Origin of the sequence: Bradyrhizobium sp. 17 (assembly GCF_023073515.1) — a bacterium.
In the GTDB taxonomy this organism is placed as follows: Bacteria; Pseudomonadota; Alphaproteobacteria; order Rhizobiales; family Xanthobacteraceae; genus Bradyrhizobium; species Bradyrhizobium canariense_D.
In genome coordinates this window covers 42,829-60,238 of sequence record NZ_JADPJQ010000095.1, presented here as the reverse complement: position 1 = coordinate 60,238, position 17,410 = coordinate 42,829, and the positions used below count along the sequence as shown (strand labels likewise).

Annotated in this window: 19 protein-coding genes and 1 pseudogene; 13 read left to right on the top strand and 7 right to left on the bottom strand. The window is 59.6% G+C overall.

Annotation, left to right across the window (positions count from 1 at the left end):
- Nucleotides 1-80 precede the first annotated feature (80 nt).
- Complete coding sequence (locus IVB13_RS17520) at nucleotides 81-488, top strand: nuclear transport factor 2 family protein (protein ID WP_018453996.1); 408 nt, start codon at nucleotides 81-83, stop codon at nucleotides 486-488.
- A 70-nt stretch (nucleotides 489-558) separates the two neighbouring features.
- Here IVB13_RS17520 and IVB13_RS17515 read toward each other — a convergent pair whose 3' ends face one another.
- A complete protein-coding gene (locus tag IVB13_RS17515) occupies nucleotides 559-1,275 on the bottom strand; it encodes an HAD family hydrolase (protein WP_204512155.1) in 717 nt (238 codons plus the stop codon).
- Nucleotides 1,276-1,419: 144 nt separating this feature from the next.
- Between IVB13_RS17515 and IVB13_RS17510 the strand changes: the two genes are divergently transcribed.
- On the top strand, nucleotides 1,420-2,307 hold the full coding sequence (locus tag IVB13_RS17510; protein ID WP_247370112.1) for an SDR family oxidoreductase: 888 nt from the start codon (nucleotides 1,420-1,422) through the stop codon (nucleotides 2,305-2,307).
- Here the strand turns inward: IVB13_RS17510 and IVB13_RS17505 are convergent.
- Nucleotides 2,282-2,717 (bottom strand): annotated as a pseudogene (locus tag IVB13_RS17505) (dienelactone hydrolase family protein); the annotation flags it as partial. The gene IVB13_RS17510 and the pseudogene IVB13_RS17505 sit on opposite strands and share 26 nt — an antisense overlap.
- A gap of 592 nt (nucleotides 2,718-3,309) precedes the next feature.
- On the opposite strand from IVB13_RS17505, the gene IVB13_RS17500 reads away from it, so the two are divergent.
- Nucleotides 3,310-4,707 (top strand): tyrosine-type recombinase/integrase, encoded by a 1,398-nt coding sequence (locus IVB13_RS17500; RefSeq protein ID WP_247489882.1) that lies wholly within the window; start codon nucleotides 3,310-3,312, stop codon nucleotides 4,705-4,707.
- Between the two features lie 536 nt (nucleotides 4,708-5,243).
- Here IVB13_RS17500 and IVB13_RS17495 read toward each other — a convergent pair.
- Nucleotides 5,244-5,609 carry a hypothetical protein gene (locus IVB13_RS17495; RefSeq protein ID WP_247489880.1) on the bottom strand — a complete coding sequence of 122 codons (366 nt, stop codon included), beginning with the start codon at nucleotides 5,607-5,609 and terminating at the stop codon, nucleotides 5,244-5,246.
- A gap of 432 nt (nucleotides 5,610-6,041) precedes the next feature.
- On the opposite strand from IVB13_RS17495, the gene IVB13_RS17490 reads away from it, so the two are divergent.
- The 4 genes from IVB13_RS17490 (at nucleotide 6,042) to IVB13_RS17475 (ending at nucleotide 8,448) form a co-directional block, all read left to right on the top strand.
- Nucleotides 6,042-6,284 (top strand): hypothetical protein, encoded by a 243-nt coding sequence (locus IVB13_RS17490; protein ID WP_247489878.1) that lies wholly within the window; start codon nucleotides 6,042-6,044, stop codon nucleotides 6,282-6,284.
- Nucleotides 6,285-6,893: 609 nt separating this feature from the next.
- Nucleotides 6,894-7,106, top strand: coding sequence for a hypothetical protein (locus IVB13_RS17485; RefSeq protein WP_247489877.1), 213 nt, complete (start codon nucleotides 6,894-6,896; stop codon nucleotides 7,104-7,106).
- Between the two features lie 704 nt (nucleotides 7,107-7,810).
- Nucleotides 7,811-8,137 carry a hypothetical protein gene (locus tag IVB13_RS17480; RefSeq protein WP_247489875.1) on the top strand — a complete coding sequence of 109 codons (327 nt, stop codon included), beginning with the start codon at nucleotides 7,811-7,813 and terminating at the stop codon, nucleotides 8,135-8,137.
- An 11-nt stretch (nucleotides 8,138-8,148) separates the two neighbouring features.
- Nucleotides 8,149-8,448, top strand: coding sequence for a ribbon-helix-helix domain-containing protein (locus IVB13_RS17475; RefSeq protein ID WP_247489873.1), 300 nt, complete (start codon nucleotides 8,149-8,151; stop codon nucleotides 8,446-8,448).
- Nucleotides 8,449-8,596: 148 nt separating this feature from the next.
- On the opposite strand, the gene IVB13_RS17470 is transcribed toward IVB13_RS17475, so the two are convergent.
- Nucleotides 8,597-8,800, bottom strand: a complete 204-nt coding sequence (locus tag IVB13_RS17470) for a hypothetical protein (RefSeq protein ID WP_247489871.1) — start codon at nucleotides 8,798-8,800, stop codon at nucleotides 8,597-8,599.
- A 181-nt stretch (nucleotides 8,801-8,981) separates the two neighbouring features.
- On the opposite strand from IVB13_RS17470, the gene IVB13_RS17465 reads away from it, so the two are divergent.
- Nucleotides 8,982-9,182 (top strand): hypothetical protein, encoded by a 201-nt coding sequence (locus tag IVB13_RS17465; RefSeq protein WP_247489869.1) that lies wholly within the window; start codon nucleotides 8,982-8,984, stop codon nucleotides 9,180-9,182.
- Between the two features lie 145 nt (nucleotides 9,183-9,327).
- Here IVB13_RS17465 and IVB13_RS17460 read toward each other — a convergent pair whose 3' ends face one another.
- On the bottom strand, nucleotides 9,328-9,558 hold the full coding sequence (locus IVB13_RS17460; protein WP_247489867.1) for a hypothetical protein: 231 nt from the start codon (nucleotides 9,556-9,558) through the stop codon (nucleotides 9,328-9,330).
- A gap of 533 nt (nucleotides 9,559-10,091) precedes the next feature.
- Here IVB13_RS17460 and IVB13_RS17455 point away from each other — a divergent pair.
- From IVB13_RS17455 to IVB13_RS17445, 3 genes are all read left to right on the top strand, one after another.
- A complete protein-coding gene (locus IVB13_RS17455) occupies nucleotides 10,092-10,259 on the top strand; it encodes a hypothetical protein (protein ID WP_247489865.1) in 168 nt (55 codons plus the stop codon).
- Nucleotides 10,260-11,051: 792 nt separating this feature from the next.
- Complete coding sequence (locus IVB13_RS17450; RefSeq protein ID WP_247489864.1) at nucleotides 11,052-11,447, top strand: hypothetical protein; 396 nt, start codon at nucleotides 11,052-11,054, stop codon at nucleotides 11,445-11,447.
- A 215-nt stretch (nucleotides 11,448-11,662) separates the two neighbouring features.
- On the top strand, nucleotides 11,663-11,905 hold the full coding sequence (locus tag IVB13_RS17445; protein WP_247489862.1) for a PilZ domain-containing protein: 243 nt from the start codon (nucleotides 11,663-11,665) through the stop codon (nucleotides 11,903-11,905).
- Nucleotides 11,906-12,305: 400 nt separating this feature from the next.
- Here the strand turns inward: IVB13_RS17445 and IVB13_RS17440 are convergent, their stop codons facing one another.
- Nucleotides 12,306-13,745 carry a DNA primase family protein gene (locus IVB13_RS17440; RefSeq protein WP_247489860.1) on the bottom strand — a complete coding sequence of 480 codons (1,440 nt, stop codon included), beginning with the start codon at nucleotides 13,743-13,745 and terminating at the stop codon, nucleotides 12,306-12,308.
- A 365-nt stretch (nucleotides 13,746-14,110) separates the two neighbouring features.
- On the opposite strand from IVB13_RS17440, the gene IVB13_RS17435 reads away from it, so the two are divergent.
- Nucleotides 14,111-14,455 (top strand): hypothetical protein, encoded by a 345-nt coding sequence (locus tag IVB13_RS17435; protein WP_247489858.1) that lies wholly within the window; start codon nucleotides 14,111-14,113, stop codon nucleotides 14,453-14,455.
- Complete coding sequence (locus tag IVB13_RS17430) at nucleotides 14,452-15,054, top strand: DUF6680 family protein (protein ID WP_247489856.1); 603 nt, start codon at nucleotides 14,452-14,454, stop codon at nucleotides 15,052-15,054. Before IVB13_RS17435 ends, IVB13_RS17430 begins: the two co-directional genes overlap by 4 nt.
- Before the next feature lie 734 nt (nucleotides 15,055-15,788).
- On the opposite strand, the gene IVB13_RS17425 is transcribed toward IVB13_RS17430, so the two are convergent.
- Entirely contained in the window at nucleotides 15,789-17,363 is a 1,575-nt protein-coding gene (locus IVB13_RS17425; protein WP_085348489.1) for a porin, read from the bottom strand.
- Nucleotides 17,364-17,410: the final 47 nt, after the last annotated feature.

Genomic DNA, 17,410 nt, shown 5'->3' with positions numbered 1-17,410 from the left:
GCTGCGTTGCGGTCCAGATCGACGGAAAGTCGACGGAAGTCTTGCTTGATTTTTGCCTGTCATTGCCCCACCCGAGAGGCATGGCAAAGGACAGCAAGGTGATCGCCGCGAACGCAGCGTTCTACGCCGCCTTTTCGACCGGCGATTTCGACGAAATGGAGCGGATGTGGGCGGACGATGACGCCATTTCCTGCATTCATCCCGGCTGGCCGGCCATCATCGGCCGGGCCACGGTGATCGGAAGCTGGCGCGACATCCTGCAGAGTCCGGAGCGGCCGCAGATCGTCTGCGCGGAACCGCAGGCCATCGTCGATGGCGACAGCGCGCGCGTGCTCTGCATCGAGATCGTCGACGGCACGGCATTGGCTGCGGCCAACCATTTTCGGCGCGTCGGCGACGACTGGCGCCTGGTGCACCACCAGTCCAGCCCGATCGCGCAGATTGTCGAGCAAGCTGAGGACGATAGAGCGAGCCACCGCGTCCATTAACGGGCGCCCGGCCCGCAGGCACATTCTACTGTGCATGGGGTTGTTTTTTCAGTTTTTTTGTTTTGCCGCCTCACCCGAGCCCCGACAGATCATCCAGCACGACCCGCGCCTGGCTAAAATCGTCGTCCCGGAAGAACATGCTTCTGGTGATGAGCACGGGAATGTTCGCCCGCGAAGCTGCGGTCAGGCCGTTAGCGGAATCCTCGATCGCGACGCAGTCGGACGCGTTGAGCTTCAGCCGCGCCAGGGTCTCGACATAGACATCCGGCGCAGGCTTTTTATGCCGCACGTCATCTCCGGCGACAATCGCATCAAAATCCGCGGCCCAGCACTTTCCCAGGGCGCGCGACAGCAGCGCGTCGATGTTGGCGTGCGACGTGGTCGTCGCGATCGCGAGCCGCTGGCGGCGCGCCTTGGCAGCGACGAGGAGATCCGTCACCCCGGGCCGTAAGGGGCAGCAGCCGGTTTGGACCAGTCCGGCATAATGCGCGGTCTTGATGCGGTGGAGTTCCGCGATGTCCACATCCGATAATGGCGCGGCGATCCTCAGCCTTTCATGGTGGGCGCGAATGCGTTCCTTGCCGCCCGTGACCCGCAGCAGGTCCTTGTAGACGGCCCGATCCCATTGCCAATCGAGACCGTGGCGGGCGAAGGCATGGTTGAAGGCTTGCCGATGCAGCTCTTCGGTCTCAGCCAAGGTGCCGTCGACGTCGAAGATCAGCGCGGCGGCGCGGCGGACTAGCTCAGCCGCGTCAGATAGCATGATGGCTGGCGCTTCTGCCTGCATGATCGATGCGTCCCTCCGGTGAGCGACCATCGCCTGCACAGGCGGGCGAGACAAATTGCAATATCTTTTGCCGGACCCAAAAATCTCTTATGAGCGGAGGCGCGCTGCGGCGCGAACGGGAACTCCGACCTGCAAGGAAGATGTATGCGGCTCTTTATCCTTGGCCTCGGCTACAGTGCGCGGCACTTCGTCCGCCTGTTCGGTGGCCGCTTCTCGCATATCGCCGGCACGGTGCGCGATCCCGCGCAGCGGGGCGCTCTCGCCGGCGTCGAGGTGCATGCTTTCTCCGGCAGCAGTCCGGCACGCGAGACGATCGAACGCATGAGGGACGCGGATGTCCTTCTCGTTTCGATCCCGCCCGGCAGTGCCGGCGATCCCGCAATCGCGGCCTTCTCCGGCCTGCTGGCGGCGGGCGGCGACCGCAAGATCGTCTATTTGTCCACGATCGGCGTATATGGTGATCACGCCGGCGGCTGGGTCGACGAGAGCACGCCGCCGAAGGCGGACCTCGACCGGACGCGCATGCGGGTCGCGGCGGAACAGGCATGGACCGACACGACCGGTGGCGACGCCGCGATCCTGCGGCTTGCGGGTATCTATGGCCCCGGCCGTAACGCGCTGGTGACGCTGCGCGCTGGAACGGCGCGGCGCATCATCAAGCCGGGACAGGTGTTCAACCGCATCCACGTCGACGACATCGCGAGCGCGATCATGGCTGCGATTCATCACCCGAGCGGCGGCACGTGGAACGTCTGCGACGACGAGCCGGCGCCGCCGCAGGAGGTGATCGCTTACGCGGCGAAGCTGATGAATGTTGCACCGCCGCCGGAAGAGCCGTTCGAGACCGCCGAGATGTCGGCGATGGCCCGCAGCTTCTATGCGAGCAGCGCCCGCGTCTCCAACGCGAAAATGAAGTGCGAGCTCGGCGTCACGCTTGCTTATCCGACCTACCGCCACGCCCTGGATGCGTTGTGGCAAGCGGGGGAAGGAGGATCAGGATCAAGCGTCAGCTCAACACGCCATACTTCTTGAACCAGGCCTGGGCCTGCTTCCAGGCATCTTCTGCTGCGTCCTTGCGATAGCTGCCGCGGTAGTCGGCATGGAAGCCATGCGGCGCTTCCGGATAGATCTTGAAACTCGGCCGTCTTCTTGTTCTGCTCCAAGGCTGTCTTGAGCTGCTCGACCTGGGCGACGGGAATGCCGGTATCGGCGCCGCCATAGAGGCCGAGCACCGGTGCCTTCATCTCGGGCGCGAGCTGCATCGGGCTCTTCGGCCACGGCCGATTGGCTGGATCGACCGGCGGACCGTAGAAGGCGACGCCGGCCTTGAGGCTGCCCCTGTGAGCGGCATATTCCCAGACGGTGCGTCCGCCGCGGCAGAAGCCGATGATGCCGAGCTTACCGGTGTCGCCGCCTTGCGATCCCGCCCACGCCACCGTCGCGGAATACTGGATCGCCCGGTCAAGCCGGGCGATGACAGGGAGTGTGTAGCCGTAGACACGCCTTCGCGTCCTCGCGGCGTTTCGCCCGAGCTTTGCCTGGTCATTCCACCCTCAAAGCCAAGAGGGCGCAGGGAAGACCGGGTGCCGGCTGGCACCCGCGGTCCGCTGCGCGAAAATGTAGCGCAAGGGAACCGCACAGCAGCATACAGGTGTAGCCAATCACTCGGCCTTCCCTGCGCGATGGTTGGACGGCTTATGCCGTGCTCTCCCGGGAGCCGAGTTCCTTTTGGCCTCCCTCGTCCCAACGAAAGTCACCGGCACCGCGCCGGTTGACGCGGATGCCGCATTCGCCAGGGCTTGACCGTAGCAACGACGGCCAGGACCACACGTCTATATTTTGACGTTCAGTGAAACACGCTGAAACTATGAAAATCCTTCAGAAATAGGCTTTTTCGACTACCTTGTTTCAAGGTGCTTCGGTGGGTTTCGCCAAAAATAGGTCCCGGCCCTAAGGCTTTCAGCGTCCGCACGACAAACTGAAAGCCTCAAAAGCTGAGCCCCTTGATCCCAAGCCCTTTGGAGCCGAAACCACATGCACACTACCATTACCGCCGACCCTGCTGGCAAGCGCAGCCGCAATGGCAGCGTAATCCTGGCTGATCGCCTCTGCCAGAAGCGGGTCAGCAAGCGGGTGAAAATCTACGACCGCAAATGCCCCGGTCTGTACGTCAGCATCACCAGCGCTGGCGTGGCGACCTTCTCGTTCAAGTTTACCGATCGGACCACGGGCAAGCAGCGCACCGGATGGCTCGGTGCCTACAACCCGGAGACTTTCACGGTCGAGGATGCCCGCAGCAAGGTCTACGGCCTCAAGGGCATGGGTGGCGCCGCGCTCGCCGAGACGTTCCGCGAGCAGAAGGCCACGAACGCGAAACGCGGCAAGACGGTCGCCGAGATCATCGAGGAGCGGATCGATTGGATGAAGACCCCGGTCAAGAAGCCGGACGGCGAGATGCGGCCCCGGCTGGAGGCATGGGAGAACACTGCCAGCCATCTTCGTCGCTTCCTCGGCGCGCGGCTCGGCAAGACGCTCGCGCCAGAGGTCACCAAGAATGACATCGCGACGCTATCCAACGACATCGTCGCGGGCAAGTTCGGGAGACCTTCTGTCAGCAACGCGAGGCATATGCGGAAGGCGGCCAGCGCCCTGTTCAATTGGGCAGCGGAGGCTGGCCGCGACTACGTCAGCGCGTCGCCTTGCATCAATCTTCCAAAGCTCGATGCGGAGCATGCCCGCACCCGCGTTCTTTCCGAGGACGAGATCAAGATATTCTGGCATGGCCTCGACGATGAGGATCGGATGGGCTCATGGGATCGCAGGACGCGGCTGGCGCTCAAGTTTGAGCTGGCGACCATGCTGCGGTCGAGCGAGTTGCTTAGCGCGCACCGTGACGAACTATTCGATCTCGACGGCGAGAACCCGCGCTTTGAAGTGCCGCTGAAGCGGGTCAAGAAGCGGCGGACGATCCAGCAGCCCCTCTCCGATCTCGCTGTGGAGCTCATCAAGGAAGCCTTGCGCGGATCGAACAAGCAATACGTCTTCGCCAGCCCCCTCGCCGATCAGCCGCTGCATCGCAAGGCGATGGCGGACGCATTGCGCGGCGACAAGCGCACGGGCAAAGTGAGGACTCCCGGCATCTGCCAACTGCTCGGCCTGAAGCCGTTCACGCCTCACGACCTGCGCCGGACAGCGGCGACCTTGGCCGGCGATCTCGGGTTTGACGATGCATGGATCGCCAAGTGCCTCGATCATGCTGCCAGCAACAAGTCGGAGCAGATCGTGCCGACCGTGACCGGCAAGGTCTACAATCACAGCAAGCGGATGAAGGAAAAGCGGGCGGTGCTCGATGGTGTCGCGGTCGAGCTGCTGCGGATCATCGGCAGGCCGACGGCGAAGCGATTGGAGGAGGAGCCTCGGCGCGCAGCTTGACTACATTATCCGACCGGCTCTCAGCGCGGTCAGAATTCTTCGCGGGGCCGCCTACATTCCATTGCGCAGGGCTGCGCAGACTACAAAAATCCAGTTAAATCAAGGGTGTGCTGCCGGCGTGTCCTCCGTTGTGTCCCGAACCGCTGCGGGGCCGGTTAGCGAAGATTTTTTGGCGTTCTGGCCGGTGGCGGCCCCTGCATCCCGATCCGCACGAGCATCACCGACCAGCCGCGCTCCACGTGGCCTTGCGCAAATCAATCATGCCGGCCGGTAACCTTAGTCCGCCGATGGGAGGCGCTTGTGTGCAGAAGTGAACAGACTTGTGCGCGGCGATCAATCTCAAATGGCCCGCATTGCGGCTGACCGAATAATATTTTCGATCGCCCGGCTCGGTTGGCCGGGCTTTTCGCTCTGTGGAAACCACCGCAAGCCCATTGCGGTGTAGTTGGTCAGGGTCGCTGTCGCGCATTCCTAGCCGCGCTAATGCCGCGAGCCTTCTCCCCGATCTGCTTCGCTGTTGCTTCTGCTCGTATAGCCTAATAAAAATGACTGATGTTTTGCTGATTTGCGTAACGCTGTTGTTTAGTCGGAGCATTCCCATGGCTCGGCGAGCAGTATCCCGCGACGAATTCCGAGGCTTGTTCGCGCTCTTTGCCTTCGCTGCGCAACACCACCAGAAGCACGATGGTGCGTCTCGGCTGCTGCATCTTTTCACATCCAGCCAAAACATCCCTGACGACCTTCTTGACCGATGGGCAGAGCGCGCCGAGGCGATTGGTCCTGAAGCGGTGGGCAATGAACTCAGCCTGCGCGCTCATGCAGTAGCAGACGGCAATACAAGTTACGACCACGCCAGTGCATTTCTGCACGCCCTGCTGAAAGCCTTGGATCAAACAAAGCACTGACCTTCGTTGTGCCTCTGCTATTCACTGCGCGCGCCTCGCTAATTGCTCGCAGCTAGAAGCGACGGTGCCGCATAGCGCGCCTGTCTGTCGTTGAGCTGGGGCCGGTGTCCCACTGGAAGCACGAAAGGCAGCGCTTCATCCCGCAGACAAGTAAGTGCGATTTAGTTGGAGGACATCTCTAATGCTCTATCTGCTTGCAGGCCGTCTTGGCGTTTCAAAAGTCAGCAGTTTTGCTCGACCCGACAACGCGGGTATGCAATTAATGCCACACTGGGGGATTGCCCTGTCCGGCGTTAACGCAATCACTAAGCATTGTTCAGCCTTGGTGATGTGTGCTGAGGGTACTCGTCTCCACTAACATTGCGATGTGGCAACATTGATCACTCAGCGCGACATTTGGAAAGTATACTACGCCTCTCGTAGAGAGAGTTGAAGACCATTTCAAATCGGCTGGAGCTTTTAATGACCTGTTTCAAACGGCGCATTGACGCCGTTGTCGACTTGCGCACAGCAGCCCTCATCGAAGTGCGAATTGCAGCCCTCACTGCAACGTCAGCTAAGTTCAAAATTCGGTTGGCCGAATTGAACCATCTGCGCGATCAGATCGGGGTGTCAACGCGGGAGATTGCTGGCGACAAACGTAGCCGGAGAGCCGAGAATGCTTACCATTGAAGAGTTCGCGTCCCTGCTTCTGATTGCCACGCCGTCTACGTACGGCGTACCGACTGCAATCCCTCCCGAACATAGCGCCCGGCTGATCGCGCTTGGTTACATGGCCGATATTGGAGGTAAATTGCGTATAACCACGCCCGGTAGAAAGGTCGCGACTGAGCGCCAAAAACGACGCTTGTGACCCAGAGCCGAGATCGTTTCATTCCAAATGCAACTCGTCGTTCGAAACGTGAGCAATATTGATCAGCGGGCGCAGGGGGCACTGTTTGCGTTGGTTGCCACATAGCGCGCCAAAGCGCTCTAGCCGCAACTTTCGCTCATGGCCCATGTCCGACCTCGGAGACCATTCGCTCCTCGGCCGCTGTTGGCTGTAAACCGGACATCAGAGGCCAGCAGTAAGCCCCACACCTAGGCAGGGCCGCCCAGCTTCAAACAATGAAAGGACCCCGGTCTGGGAAACCGGGGCCGTCTCATTGATGCGAGCGACGGAAATCCGCGAGATCCCAAACGGCTGCACCGACGCAGGTGCTCCATCCCGGCAACGAACAGGCTTATCGCGCTGGCATTGGTAGGCTATATCTGAGCCCTTGAATTTCGGGAGAGGGTCCTATGGCTTACTTCTACGGCAATCAAGACCGCATTGATCGCAGGGGCAAGATCGTCGCGGACATATTTTGTGCCGTGCTGCTGGCGATAATGTCTGTGGCCTTTTTTGGTGTCCTAGGTGGGATCATCGCCTTTCTGATCCTCGAAGCCGCGATCGTAGGGGTTGATTTCGTCGTTCCCGACGAACACGCAAGTTCTGGTGCAGTTGTCAGGTAACAGCGAACACTATGGTGGCGCGTTAGATAAGACCGCTCGACCGGGCATGTCGCTATCGCCGCTCATCGCCACAGGCAAGCACGGCTCCGGTCAGCGCATGGCAGCCGGAACTATCCGACCAGTGCCACGGTGACAGTCCACCGCGTTGGGTTGCTCGACTTAACTTCCATGATCGAGCGGACCATCCCCGTGACAGGCAATCCGTCCAACATCACTACCGCCCTTTCGCCCCGATACTGGGCAAAGCGGCAGCGTCGCGCCTCTCGCGGGTCAGTAATTTCTATCGTTTGCATGCAACACCAAAGGTCGCAGTACGCGATACGGTTCTGCGACGATCAGCACCGTATCAGGGAAGTGTTAACCAAAGCCTTTCGGCCCACCAGCCGGTGGCCCGTGGGTTGAACCGGCGCTGAAACCTGACGTGATAGCCGATCCGTGCCCAAGCAAAGAAGATGAGCACACTGGTCGGTCGGTTAGACGCGCGTACCAATGCTTCGAGGTCGGTTGGGATAGAGGCGTGGCGAAGACAGATCAGCGGCGGATCGACACGGCCTCGGCTTCCCATGTTTCGGCTCCCCGAAATGGAAAATTCGGACCTCGAAAACGTATTCTTGACACTCGCGATATTGAAAGAAGAGCTGGCCAGAACCCGTTGACTACCTACCCGCTCCCGCACCACAATCCCCCCTTCAGGGGCTGGTAATATGGACTACCGCAAAGAGCTAGAAGCGCTCATGGCCGAGACTGCCGCGTTGGCAGCGGCAACGGCGGTCACCATTCCTCACAAGCCGCCTGTTGCCCGTCCGCAAGCTCCGCTCGACCTCGTCGTATCGATCCTAAACGAGCCCAGCCGTCCGGCACCTCGGCCTGATAATTATGGTCCGTCCGAACGCGAGCAGATCACCAAGCGCGTAGAGAATTTCAAAGCGCACCAAGAACGGTTTCGGCGGGAGCGGGAAGATTATTATTCGAAGATTATGACGCGGGTCCGTGATGCGGCGGAAGGCCGGAGGCCGCCGGACGAATTTTAATAGGAGATCCAATGTCGCAGATTGCTAAGCGATCCATTGCCATTCGTAACCACAAAACGAGCATCAGCCTTGAGGACGAATTTTGGACGAGCCTCCGCGAAATTGCTTTGACGGAAGGCACAAACGTAAACGGCCTGATCGCGGAAATCGATAATGAACGCGCTCATGCAAATCTGTCATGCGCCATCCGGCTCTACGTGCTCGATCACTATAGATTGCGCGCCCGGATGGCCGCGCACAGCGCGATGGCTCCTACGAGCGGGTACAGCCATGAAGCAGATCACAGGCTCGTCGCTTCTTTGGAAAAGTAAGTCGCCGCTTAACCGCGCAGTCAGTGGGTAGTACCTGATGGACGCTCAGCGTCCTTATGAACTCAAAGTTATACTCAACCGGTTGGTCACGGCAGCGAGTGAATTGCGCGGGCTTTCGGGTGCGCCTGCTGATGCAACACGAGCGCACCTAATGCAACAACCGGTGCTGCGACCCTTCCTCTAGCTCATCGCTCATTTGGTCGCTGATGCGCATTAATCTATGCTCTAAGAGCTCGTTGAGAAGCATCAATGCTCTAAGCGCATCGCGCGGGTCGTCATTACAAGCGGCGATGATCTCCTCGATCGCCAGCTCGTATTCGTCGAGAACGTTTTTGGTTTGCAGGCGTGACATGCGAACAACATACAAACAGAAATTGCGGCTCGGCCAGTTTTTGCTGAGCTTATGCCCACAATTCACAGGCACGGGTCGTGTCCGAAGCGGAACGATGGCCAAAATACACGAATACCGTGGCAAAATTGCAACCTATGCACGCAGCCGGGCGCGCTACGCTGGATGGCCGGGAGGGGGCACGATGTTCGAGGTCTACTTCAATCAGAAACGTGATCTGCTCGTGCTGTGGAAAGGCTCCGCAGTGCCTGTACTCGGCTCGCGCGGTAAATGGCGGAAGAGCAAGAAGCGGGTGATCAAGGTCAGCGACGAAATCAAGTCAGCCGTCGAAACACAGGGCTACTACGTGCGAAGGCTACGGGATCATCAGCAACGGCCCGTGTAGGTTCAAGCACATTGCCCTCGTCCAATGTGTGAACAATGAGCAGCTTTGACGCGCCAAATTGTTCGAGGAACGAAATGCCGCTGACCAACATTCTCCAAGCGCCAGAAAGCTGAAGGAGAATGGGATGCGCAGGTACTTGTTTGCTTCACTTCTCGCGAGTGCGATCGCGACACCCGTAGTTGCTGATGAAGTTGGCGTTGGTGTTCAGGCCGGTCCCGTCGGCGGAGGCGTCACTGTTGGCGAGACGCATGAGCGCCGACCCGTTGATCGCGAACGCACAACTGTCATCAGGGAGCCCGAGCACCGGGAAAGTGATAGAACGACGGTCATCAAAAGAGAGAATGAGGACGGCAGCAGAGAGAAAGAAGTTATCCATCACGACAACGACTGACGGAAGTAGCCCGGTCGAACGTCCGGGCTGTTCGGGCCATTTCAGATCAGTTGGTCGAAATTGTAGAACGGCCCGACCTGATCGTCGCCGTCAGTGAGATGCACCGGGAGTACTAGCCCGGTTGGCCCAGACTGCGCCAGCACTTGCCATTCATCTGCGAGTGCCAACCATGCGTTTTGGTCCGAGGCATGTCGCGCCTGAGATGCGCGGGCGCGACACTCCTCCGCGAGCGCACGATACCTCGCCACTTCGGTCGATATGTCCGCGTCGCACTGCATGTCGCATTGTTTGCGGCGCGGTGTTGCAACGCAACCACTGCGGGGTTGAGCACTGCCGAAAGAGATCATCTGTGACAATGCCGCAACGGTTCCAAAGAACTTAAGTTCGCCAGAAAGTTGCCGGCTTCGATGCCAAATCCCGTCAAGAACGTTCCTCACAACGACGTGAGGCAACGCAGGGGATCAACTATGCGAAGAATTTGGAGCGCAAGTCACTTAGGGACCGTCGGGAGCTTGCAGGTGCAACTGGACGATTTGAATAAGCGATTGAATGAGTTTGAACGTGACCTCACCGCGCGCTCAACAATCGATGCGCTGAAGCGCGATGCACTTTCCGTTTCTAGACAGATCGACAGCATACGGTGCGCGGAAGCAACTGCTTCGCTCGGCGAACTTTTGCGGAGATAACCAACAGAAGCGCCGCTAACAACAACGCGGGCACACCAAGTCTTCTCCAGTGTCCAGCGGCTAGAGGAGAAATTCGTTGGGCATCGCGGGAGCCGCGCACGGTAGGCCGTCGCGCAATGAACGCCGCGCCGCTATCTGCAGAGTTCCTACCCGACCGCCTTGGCGCAGGTGGTGGAGAACATATTGCCCCGGCACTGCCACCCGTCGCCGAGTTCGGTCCTGTCAATCCGCTGAGGGACAAGGCCGGCGGCGGTAACGAGTACAATAGCAACGACGACTAAAGCCCAAGCGGTTGTCCAAACCCTGCTCATGATCAGCTCCGTTTCGCTGAGCAGGATCATACGCTGGGTTTTGCTTCGGCCGAATGTCGCTCGCCCGCGATCGTGTTTCAGGACCGTTTCTTGGGCCTGAGAGCACCGAGGGATTGCTGGATCACCTTCTGGCGGTGGCCTGTTGGCTGCCTTCCTAGCGTCGCGGCGGCTTCCGGCACGCTCAGCTACGAGCCAACGCTCGCGCGAGGGTGGTCCCAAGGCTCGCGAAGCGGTCCCTTTAAGCCGCAGGCCCCGTTGGGACACGATCCGCACGGCACGCTTGAGCGTCCTCCCGTTCAAGGCGCCGGGCTTACGGCTGCACCCTGCCAGCTACTAGCTCTTGAAATCACCCTTGTTGTGGGTACGGCTTCTAATCGCGTTCTGAAATGCAGGAGTTGCCGAATACCGACAGACTTCTTATCGAAAAGTTAAATGATTGCCATCATGCTACGCCCATATTTTAATCATTCAGAGGACAGCGATGTCCGAAGTGATCAATTTCCGGCGCGGCCAAGAGCATCCTGCGGTGCATCCCGCCATTATTCGAGTTCAACGGCTCACAACTGTATTATCGGGCCTACACGGAGCAAACCTGCGCACCCAAGACGACATGCGTGGCGCGCTATGGATGCTCGATCTCACCATCAGATGCGTTGGAGTTATACTGTCGGACTTCAAGGATGATCCCCGCATTAGTGAACTCATTCGGCAAGCAGAGGAACTGACGGCTTCGGTCGAGACAGCCCGCCGCATGGTTCAGCACCTTGGCCCGGCTTTGCAGACTGCTGGCCGTTCTCAGGCAAGTGATAATGACTTAGTTGTGCATGGAGCCATGAGGTTGGGAGGCCCGCGAGATGAGGCTTGTCGCAACACGTGAGTATTCGTTTCTCGACGTCCAAACTTTGAATGAGTGCCAAGCGCGTGACACGCTTTTTCGATACGGCGAGAATTCCTTTCTGTTGCACATGACTCCCGGCGCAGGCGAGAACGACCAAGTTTTCTGGTTGGACAGCCGCGCTGCTCTGCTCTGGATCAATCAGAGCGTTGAAGAATACGGATCACACTAGAAACCTAGACAGCGGACCAAAGCCAATGGTTGGAAGTCGGCGTGCACCACGCTTTCGGGTGTCCAAGCCAGCGCAGATCGAGCTTGGAGGCGACAAAACTCCCTGCATGGTGCGTGACATTTCTACGTCGGGCGCAGCACTTCAACTCCTCAACACGATTGACAGAATACCCTCCGCCTTCACGTTAATTATCCCAGAAGATGATTTGAAATTGCCCTGTCAGGTCGTCTGGCGGACACCCTTTAGGGTGGGCGTGATGTTCGTTTGAACTGACGCGGCTTAAGCCATAGAACGTCTGTGTCACTAGGACATGGAATGCCCTGATGTCCGCTTCGGGTCCGCAAACCGCCCGAGCCTTGTGATAGGGTCACATCCGGGGTTGGTGCAACAGCATACCGTGACGTCGAACTTTACCTCACCAGCATTGCTATGTGAGACGAAAGAGTAAGGTGCCTTCTAACCCACAAACAACAATAGACCCCCGGAGACTAGCTCCGAGGGTCCTGCCATGGCTGGGGTTCGGGTACATCCGCCGATCATGCCCAGCCGATGCAGTCGCAATCACGTCATCCGATCGTGGCCTCGATGTGGCCTGAGCACGCTAAAGTTCGCTCGAAAACGACTTGGCCGACAGCTCCCGTGCACGCCAATCGGCACGCCGCCGATGCTCAACCGCCATAGGTGACGCACTCCTCGAGGAAGGATGCCGCGACGTTGCTGTCCTTACGCGACTGCTCCAGCAGATCGTTGCCGGCCTTGGTGTTTACAAAATGCCCGCGCTCAAGCGCGCGCTTCAGCCCGGTCAAAGCCCAGTTGAGCACCCCCGGCAGTTCCGTGTTGATGATAAGGTCGAACGGCTCCCATGCCGGATTGCTCTTGCGAGCTGCAGCCGCAACTCCAACCGGGCTCTCCTTGTCGAAGGTGCGCGTCATCGGGATGATCAACATCCGCGTCGCCATGGACCCGCTGCTCTCCCGGAACTTGGGAGGGTGGTTCGTCGCCCAAAAAGCAGGCGTATTCGCCTTCATCGAGATCGCTGGGATGTTCTTCCCGTTAATCTCGACCGGATCGCCAGTGATGATGCACTTGACCATGTCCGAGACATGCCAGCCCGCCTGATTGAAGGCTTCGCCAAGCACCCAAGGCAGACGTTGGACAAACGACTGCAAGCCATGATTGCCTTCGAGCTTTGCGAACGCCGTCGTGATGGCGCCGCCGAAGAGCGCCGTGATCACCTTCAGGGCCACAGTCTTGCCGGTGTCGGGTCCACCATAGAGCACCAAAGCCCGCGACAACGCCTTAGGCTTATTGTCGATCAACGCCATGCCGACCAGCTCCTGAACCAGCTCAACCGTCGTCTTCCGGTCCGGGGCCGTCATGTCGGCAAATGCGTCATTGAGGGCCTGCTCCCAATGGGGACAGGTAGCGTTAGGGTCGAACCGGACAGGTAACTGCCAAGTCGCGTAATGGTCGGACTGGATCGGCTCCATCACGCCCGTGATCGGGTCGATCAGCCCGTTGAGTGCCGGCACCTTCCCATGCGCATCGAACGACACTGCAACTTGCTTGCACACCTCCGCACTACGGAGAACATGCGAGGCAGCTTCGTTGAACAAGCTGTTCGCGGACTTATTTTCACGGCCAAGATCGTTGAGAATTTTTTGCAGAGCCGGATGCAAAGATCGCGCGGCGTCAGCGTCCTTCAGCAACAGCCAGAGGCCACCGCGACAGCGCCAAAAATGCTCGTTACCCTTGAGATCGGGCACGCGCTGAAAGCGTTGTCCAATGTCCTCGCACATTCCCGCGATATAGGCATTCGCGATAACCAGCCGCAGCGGCATCTTGTCATCGCTGTTGTGGCCTACTCCGGGTCGCACAGTCGGCATATTGTTGCCGGACGAAGGATTGCCCGGCGCGACGATGCACAGCGTCGGCGACGCCTTCTTGCGCTCCTCCTGCGGATGCTTCTTGATCCAGCTCTGGCAGTCCTTGCGGATGTTGCGCTCCTCGATGTGCCAGTTCCAGCGGGCGCCGTATCCGCCGGCCGCGCGCATAGTGTAGGCTTTGAGGATGGAGACCACATCCTCGACATCCATCGCCTCGATCATCGGCCTTAATGCAGTGTTCGCACCTGACCTGATGCACCGCCCCATTACCTTCTTTTGTGTCGCAGGTATCGCGGCCGACGCGGTTCTCGTCGGGAGGCCGTCGCCTTGCCGCTGGATTACGCCTTCGGCTCGAGCTTGCTGACATAGGTGCGGGTGCACGGGATGAAGCGCCCAGCGCCGACGCAGGTCAGGGTTGCGCGTACCCTTTCTGACCCGCCAGAGGCCCCGCCCAAAACGAGCGTCACCGCCTGATCCGCCCCGCCTCACATCAAAAATATCGGTGCATCTTGCGCGCGAGGACATGCGAGCACACAATTTCCTGTGCTAAGGAACCCACGGGCCGTCAGGTTTGGGGGGTAGTTCACATGCCGAAGGCGCTCTACGTCGCCTACTTCACGGGCGTCGCAGGTCAAAGCATTGGCCTTTTCTATATCGGCGACGGAATGCTTGTCGGTGTCGATGTCACCACGATGCAATATGACGGCTCCTATGAAACCAAGCCCGACGGCAGTCTCGAAGGCGTGGTCGAATACGTGCTCGCTGCCGGAGCCTCGCTTATCACCGGAGCGCCAGCTAGTGCTGCTCCGACTACGGTCGCGGTGAAGCTCATACTTCCGGCCGATTTTGCTGATGGTCGCGTCATAACAATCGAGACACCACTCGGACCTGTGAATGCGAAGTTCGAAAAGGTCAAGGATTTGCCGTCATGAATTGTCCCGATGGCTTCTGGTGCATGCAATTCAAGGATTGGCTCAACGTGGCAATCCTTGTCATCACAGCCGTTGCGATTGTCGTGGGCCCGATCGTGGCCGTGCAGATTACGCTTCGCTTTGAGGAAAAGCGAGAGAAGCGCCGCAGGAAATACGATACGTTCCACGCTCTCATGAGGACGCGGCGGGTAACGCTTTCGGCTGATCATGTGACGGCGCTCAATGTGATCCAGACCGAATTCCACGACGATGATAGGGTGATCACCGCCTACAAGAAATACATCGACAACCTAGGAGGCCCGGCATTGCCGCCAGCATCATCAAACGAAGCTATTCGCCATTTCCTTGACGAGCGCGATGACGCCTTCAATGAGATGATGTTTGAGATCGGAAAGCATCTGGGCTTCGCACTCGATAAGCGTGAGCTCGCGAAGTACTCTTACGCTCCGCAGGCTTGGGTCAACATCGAAGCCGAACAGAATGCTCTACGACAATTCGCATTGGAGCTACTGCAGGGCACGCGAGCAATCCCGATCACCCCGTTCCAGCCGAGCCCCTCAGCAAACAAATTTCCGCCACCGCCTTCGAAGCAGCGCTGAGCGCCGCCACGACACACGGCCAAAGAAAAAGGCGTGGAGCGCGGCGGGACCGCCGGGAGTAGCAGAGCAGGCCGTGCCAGCGCATTCGATGAAATAGGGCCTAATAGGGCTCAGCGGGTTCCGGCAGGCCCTCAGCTAGTCCGCCAGCAAGTCGAAATTTTCCTTCATTTTCTGTCACTTCTGCCGATTTCAACAGGACGAAAATAGTGCTGGCGGAAAGGACCACACGGTTTTGCCGTACGCACGGCTCGCCATTTCGCCGCAGTTTTTCCAGCCCTGTCGACGGAGCCGGAAACTTACAGACGAGACGAAGCCTAGCAGCGCCGCTCGTCGGAACGCAGCCTTGGGCTCACGGAGAGCAATCCGCCCTGCCCTTGGCCTCTCGCACCCGAACGCTGCCGCGTCCACCGCAAGCCCGGCTCGCGAACATGACGACCACAAGATCGCCCCTCAAGGATGAGCCGGGATGGACGACACATACGCCATTTCCGAATTTCGGTAAAGCGGAATATTTTTGTGAGAGCGGATTGACACGGGGGCGACACAGGCGCGGTCCCGTAGCCCGGATGAAGCGAAGCGTGATCCGGGAAGGTGCCAGACGCAGCGCGAGCAGCCCCCGGATCACGCTTGCGCTCCATCCGGGCACCGGGGCTTCGCCGCCCTATCATCTGCCTTGCGCAAAAAAACACCCGGCGGTTTCCCGCCGGGTGTTCGTTCATGTGTTTCGATAGATTTTACCAGTTGCGCTGAGCGCGGAGGATCATGGCGACCGAGTCCTGATCCTTCAGCTCGTAGGCCGCGGTCGGCTTGGCGGTCGCGACGCTCGGGGAGGCGCCAACCGTACCAGAATATTTCTGGTCGAGATGGGTCCAGGACACGTCCGCCGAGAAGGTCAGGTTCTTGACCGGGGTCCACCGGGTGACGACACCTAGCTGGCCGATCGCGAAGTCCGGGTTGCAACCCGTCACACCTGCCAGGGCTCCGAACACACCGGCGCCGCCGCCGGCGCCGCAGATGGTGGTCTTGGCCAGCGTGCCGAACTGGGCCTGAGCGTAAGCACCGTACAGCGAGGAGTTCCAGTTGGGATCCCAGTTGTGGGTGTAAGCGCCACGGAAGCCCCAGGTCTTGACGGTTTCCTGCGAGCTACCGGTCACGTACACCGTGTCAGGAGCATTGGCGAAGCCAACGCTCTGGTAGGCAACACCCGAGCTACCGAACAGCGAGTAGCTGCTGCCCGACAGGTTCTGGAAGTTGTAGCGGGTCGCGCCGTCGGTGTAGACGCCCTGGATGTTGATCGTGTCACCCGCGCCGGTCGGGATGTTCTTGATCGACAAAGCGAGCTGAACAGCCCAACCCCATTTGTCGTCGGGATGGCCGGTGGCTTCGGTCGCGCCGTAATAGGCGACATGGTTGTCATGCGCAGCCACTGACGCCTGGAAGAGACCCCAGGCCTGATCGACACGCAGCTGACCGACGAGGTTCGGCGAACGCGAGCCGCCGAGGGCGTTGGTGCCGTACGAACCGCCGATGATGCCACCTGCGGTCGCGCCGGTCATGTTGAGGTTGCCGGCCTGATAGTAGGCCGTCGCATCTTCAGCGGAGAACGATGCCGTGACGCCCTGGCCGAAGTCGGCGGTGTATGTGAACTGGGTGACGCCGGTAACGGTGCCGCTGCCGCCGACGAGGTTGTCGGTGATGTTGCCGGGATAGTTGGTCCAGGGCGCGTCGAACTGCGACACGGCCTTACCCATCGTGAAGCCGGCGAACTGGATGAAGGCGTAGTATACGCCGAGCGCACCGGCCGAGGTATTGCCGTCGGTGCCGTTGACGTTGCCGCTACCCGAACCGACGAGGCCTGTGCCCGCAGCGTTGAGACCGAGCGTACCGCTGTACTGGGTGCCACCCGTTGCCGAACCGGTGCCCGAATAGTTGCCGGTCGTCCAGGTAAAGACGCCGTCGAAGAACGTGCGGACCACGCCGTATTCGGTCGCGGTGCGGGTGTCGATGTTGAGGTCTTCACGAGCGCGGAAGGTGTAGTAGTTCATCAGGCGGTTGCGTGCACCGGCAACACCGCTCTGGTTCGGGTTGAAGTCCGAATTGGTGTTGAGGTTCGCATCGGCCCGCAGGTAACCACCCAGCTTAATGCAGGTGTCGGTGCCGGGGATGTAGTAGAAACCGGCGCCGTACAGCGAGCAGATCTTCACGTATTCGACCGCCTTGGCCTTCACGGGAAGATCGGCAGCGAACGCCCCGGAGGCGGCCATCAGGCCGGCAGCCGAGCCGAGAAAGAGTGTCTTCGTCAACTTCATCAGTAAACCTCCAGGTCGGTTCAGGGGGCTCGGGTCCTCGGTGGACG

Excerpts from the sequence above, each read along its gene's own strand:
- IVB13_RS17520 (WP_018453996.1), top strand. The coding sequence starts at position 81 with ATGGCAAAGGACAGCAAGGTGATCGCCGCGAACGCAGCGTTCTACGCC.
- IVB13_RS17515 (WP_204512155.1), bottom strand. The coding sequence starts at position 1,275 with ATGCAGGCAGAAGCGCCAGCCATCATGCTATCTGACGCGGCTGAGCTA.
- IVB13_RS17510 (WP_247370112.1), top strand. The coding sequence starts at position 1,420 with ATGCGGCTCTTTATCCTTGGCCTCGGCTACAGTGCGCGGCACTTCGTC.
- IVB13_RS17500 (WP_247489882.1), top strand. The coding sequence starts at position 3,310 with ATGCACACTACCATTACCGCCGACCCTGCTGGCAAGCGCAGCCGCAAT.
- IVB13_RS17485 (WP_247489877.1), top strand. The coding sequence starts at position 6,894 with ATGGCTTACTTCTACGGCAATCAAGACCGCATTGATCGCAGGGGCAAG.
- IVB13_RS17480 (WP_247489875.1), top strand. The coding sequence starts at position 7,811 with ATGGACTACCGCAAAGAGCTAGAAGCGCTCATGGCCGAGACTGCCGCG.
- IVB13_RS17475 (WP_247489873.1), top strand. The coding sequence starts at position 8,149 with ATGTCGCAGATTGCTAAGCGATCCATTGCCATTCGTAACCACAAAACG.
- IVB13_RS17470 (WP_247489871.1), bottom strand. The coding sequence starts at position 8,800 with ATGTCACGCCTGCAAACCAAAAACGTTCTCGACGAATACGAGCTGGCG.
- IVB13_RS17465 (WP_247489869.1), top strand. The coding sequence starts at position 8,982 with ATGTTCGAGGTCTACTTCAATCAGAAACGTGATCTGCTCGTGCTGTGG.
- IVB13_RS17460 (WP_247489867.1), bottom strand. The coding sequence starts at position 9,558 with ATGGATAACTTCTTTCTCTCTGCTGCCGTCCTCATTCTCTCTTTTGAT.
- IVB13_RS17450 (WP_247489864.1), top strand. The coding sequence starts at position 11,052 with ATGTCCGAAGTGATCAATTTCCGGCGCGGCCAAGAGCATCCTGCGGTG.
- IVB13_RS17445 (WP_247489862.1), top strand. The coding sequence starts at position 11,663 with ATGGTTGGAAGTCGGCGTGCACCACGCTTTCGGGTGTCCAAGCCAGCG.
- IVB13_RS17440 (WP_247489860.1), bottom strand. The coding sequence starts at position 13,745 with ATGATCGAGGCGATGGATGTCGAGGATGTGGTCTCCATCCTCAAAGCC.
- IVB13_RS17435 (WP_247489858.1), top strand. The coding sequence starts at position 14,111 with ATGCCGAAGGCGCTCTACGTCGCCTACTTCACGGGCGTCGCAGGTCAA.
- IVB13_RS17430 (WP_247489856.1), top strand. The coding sequence starts at position 14,452 with ATGAATTGTCCCGATGGCTTCTGGTGCATGCAATTCAAGGATTGGCTC.
- IVB13_RS17425 (WP_085348489.1), bottom strand. The coding sequence starts at position 17,363 with ATGAAGTTGACGAAGACACTCTTTCTCGGCTCGGCTGCCGGCCTGATG.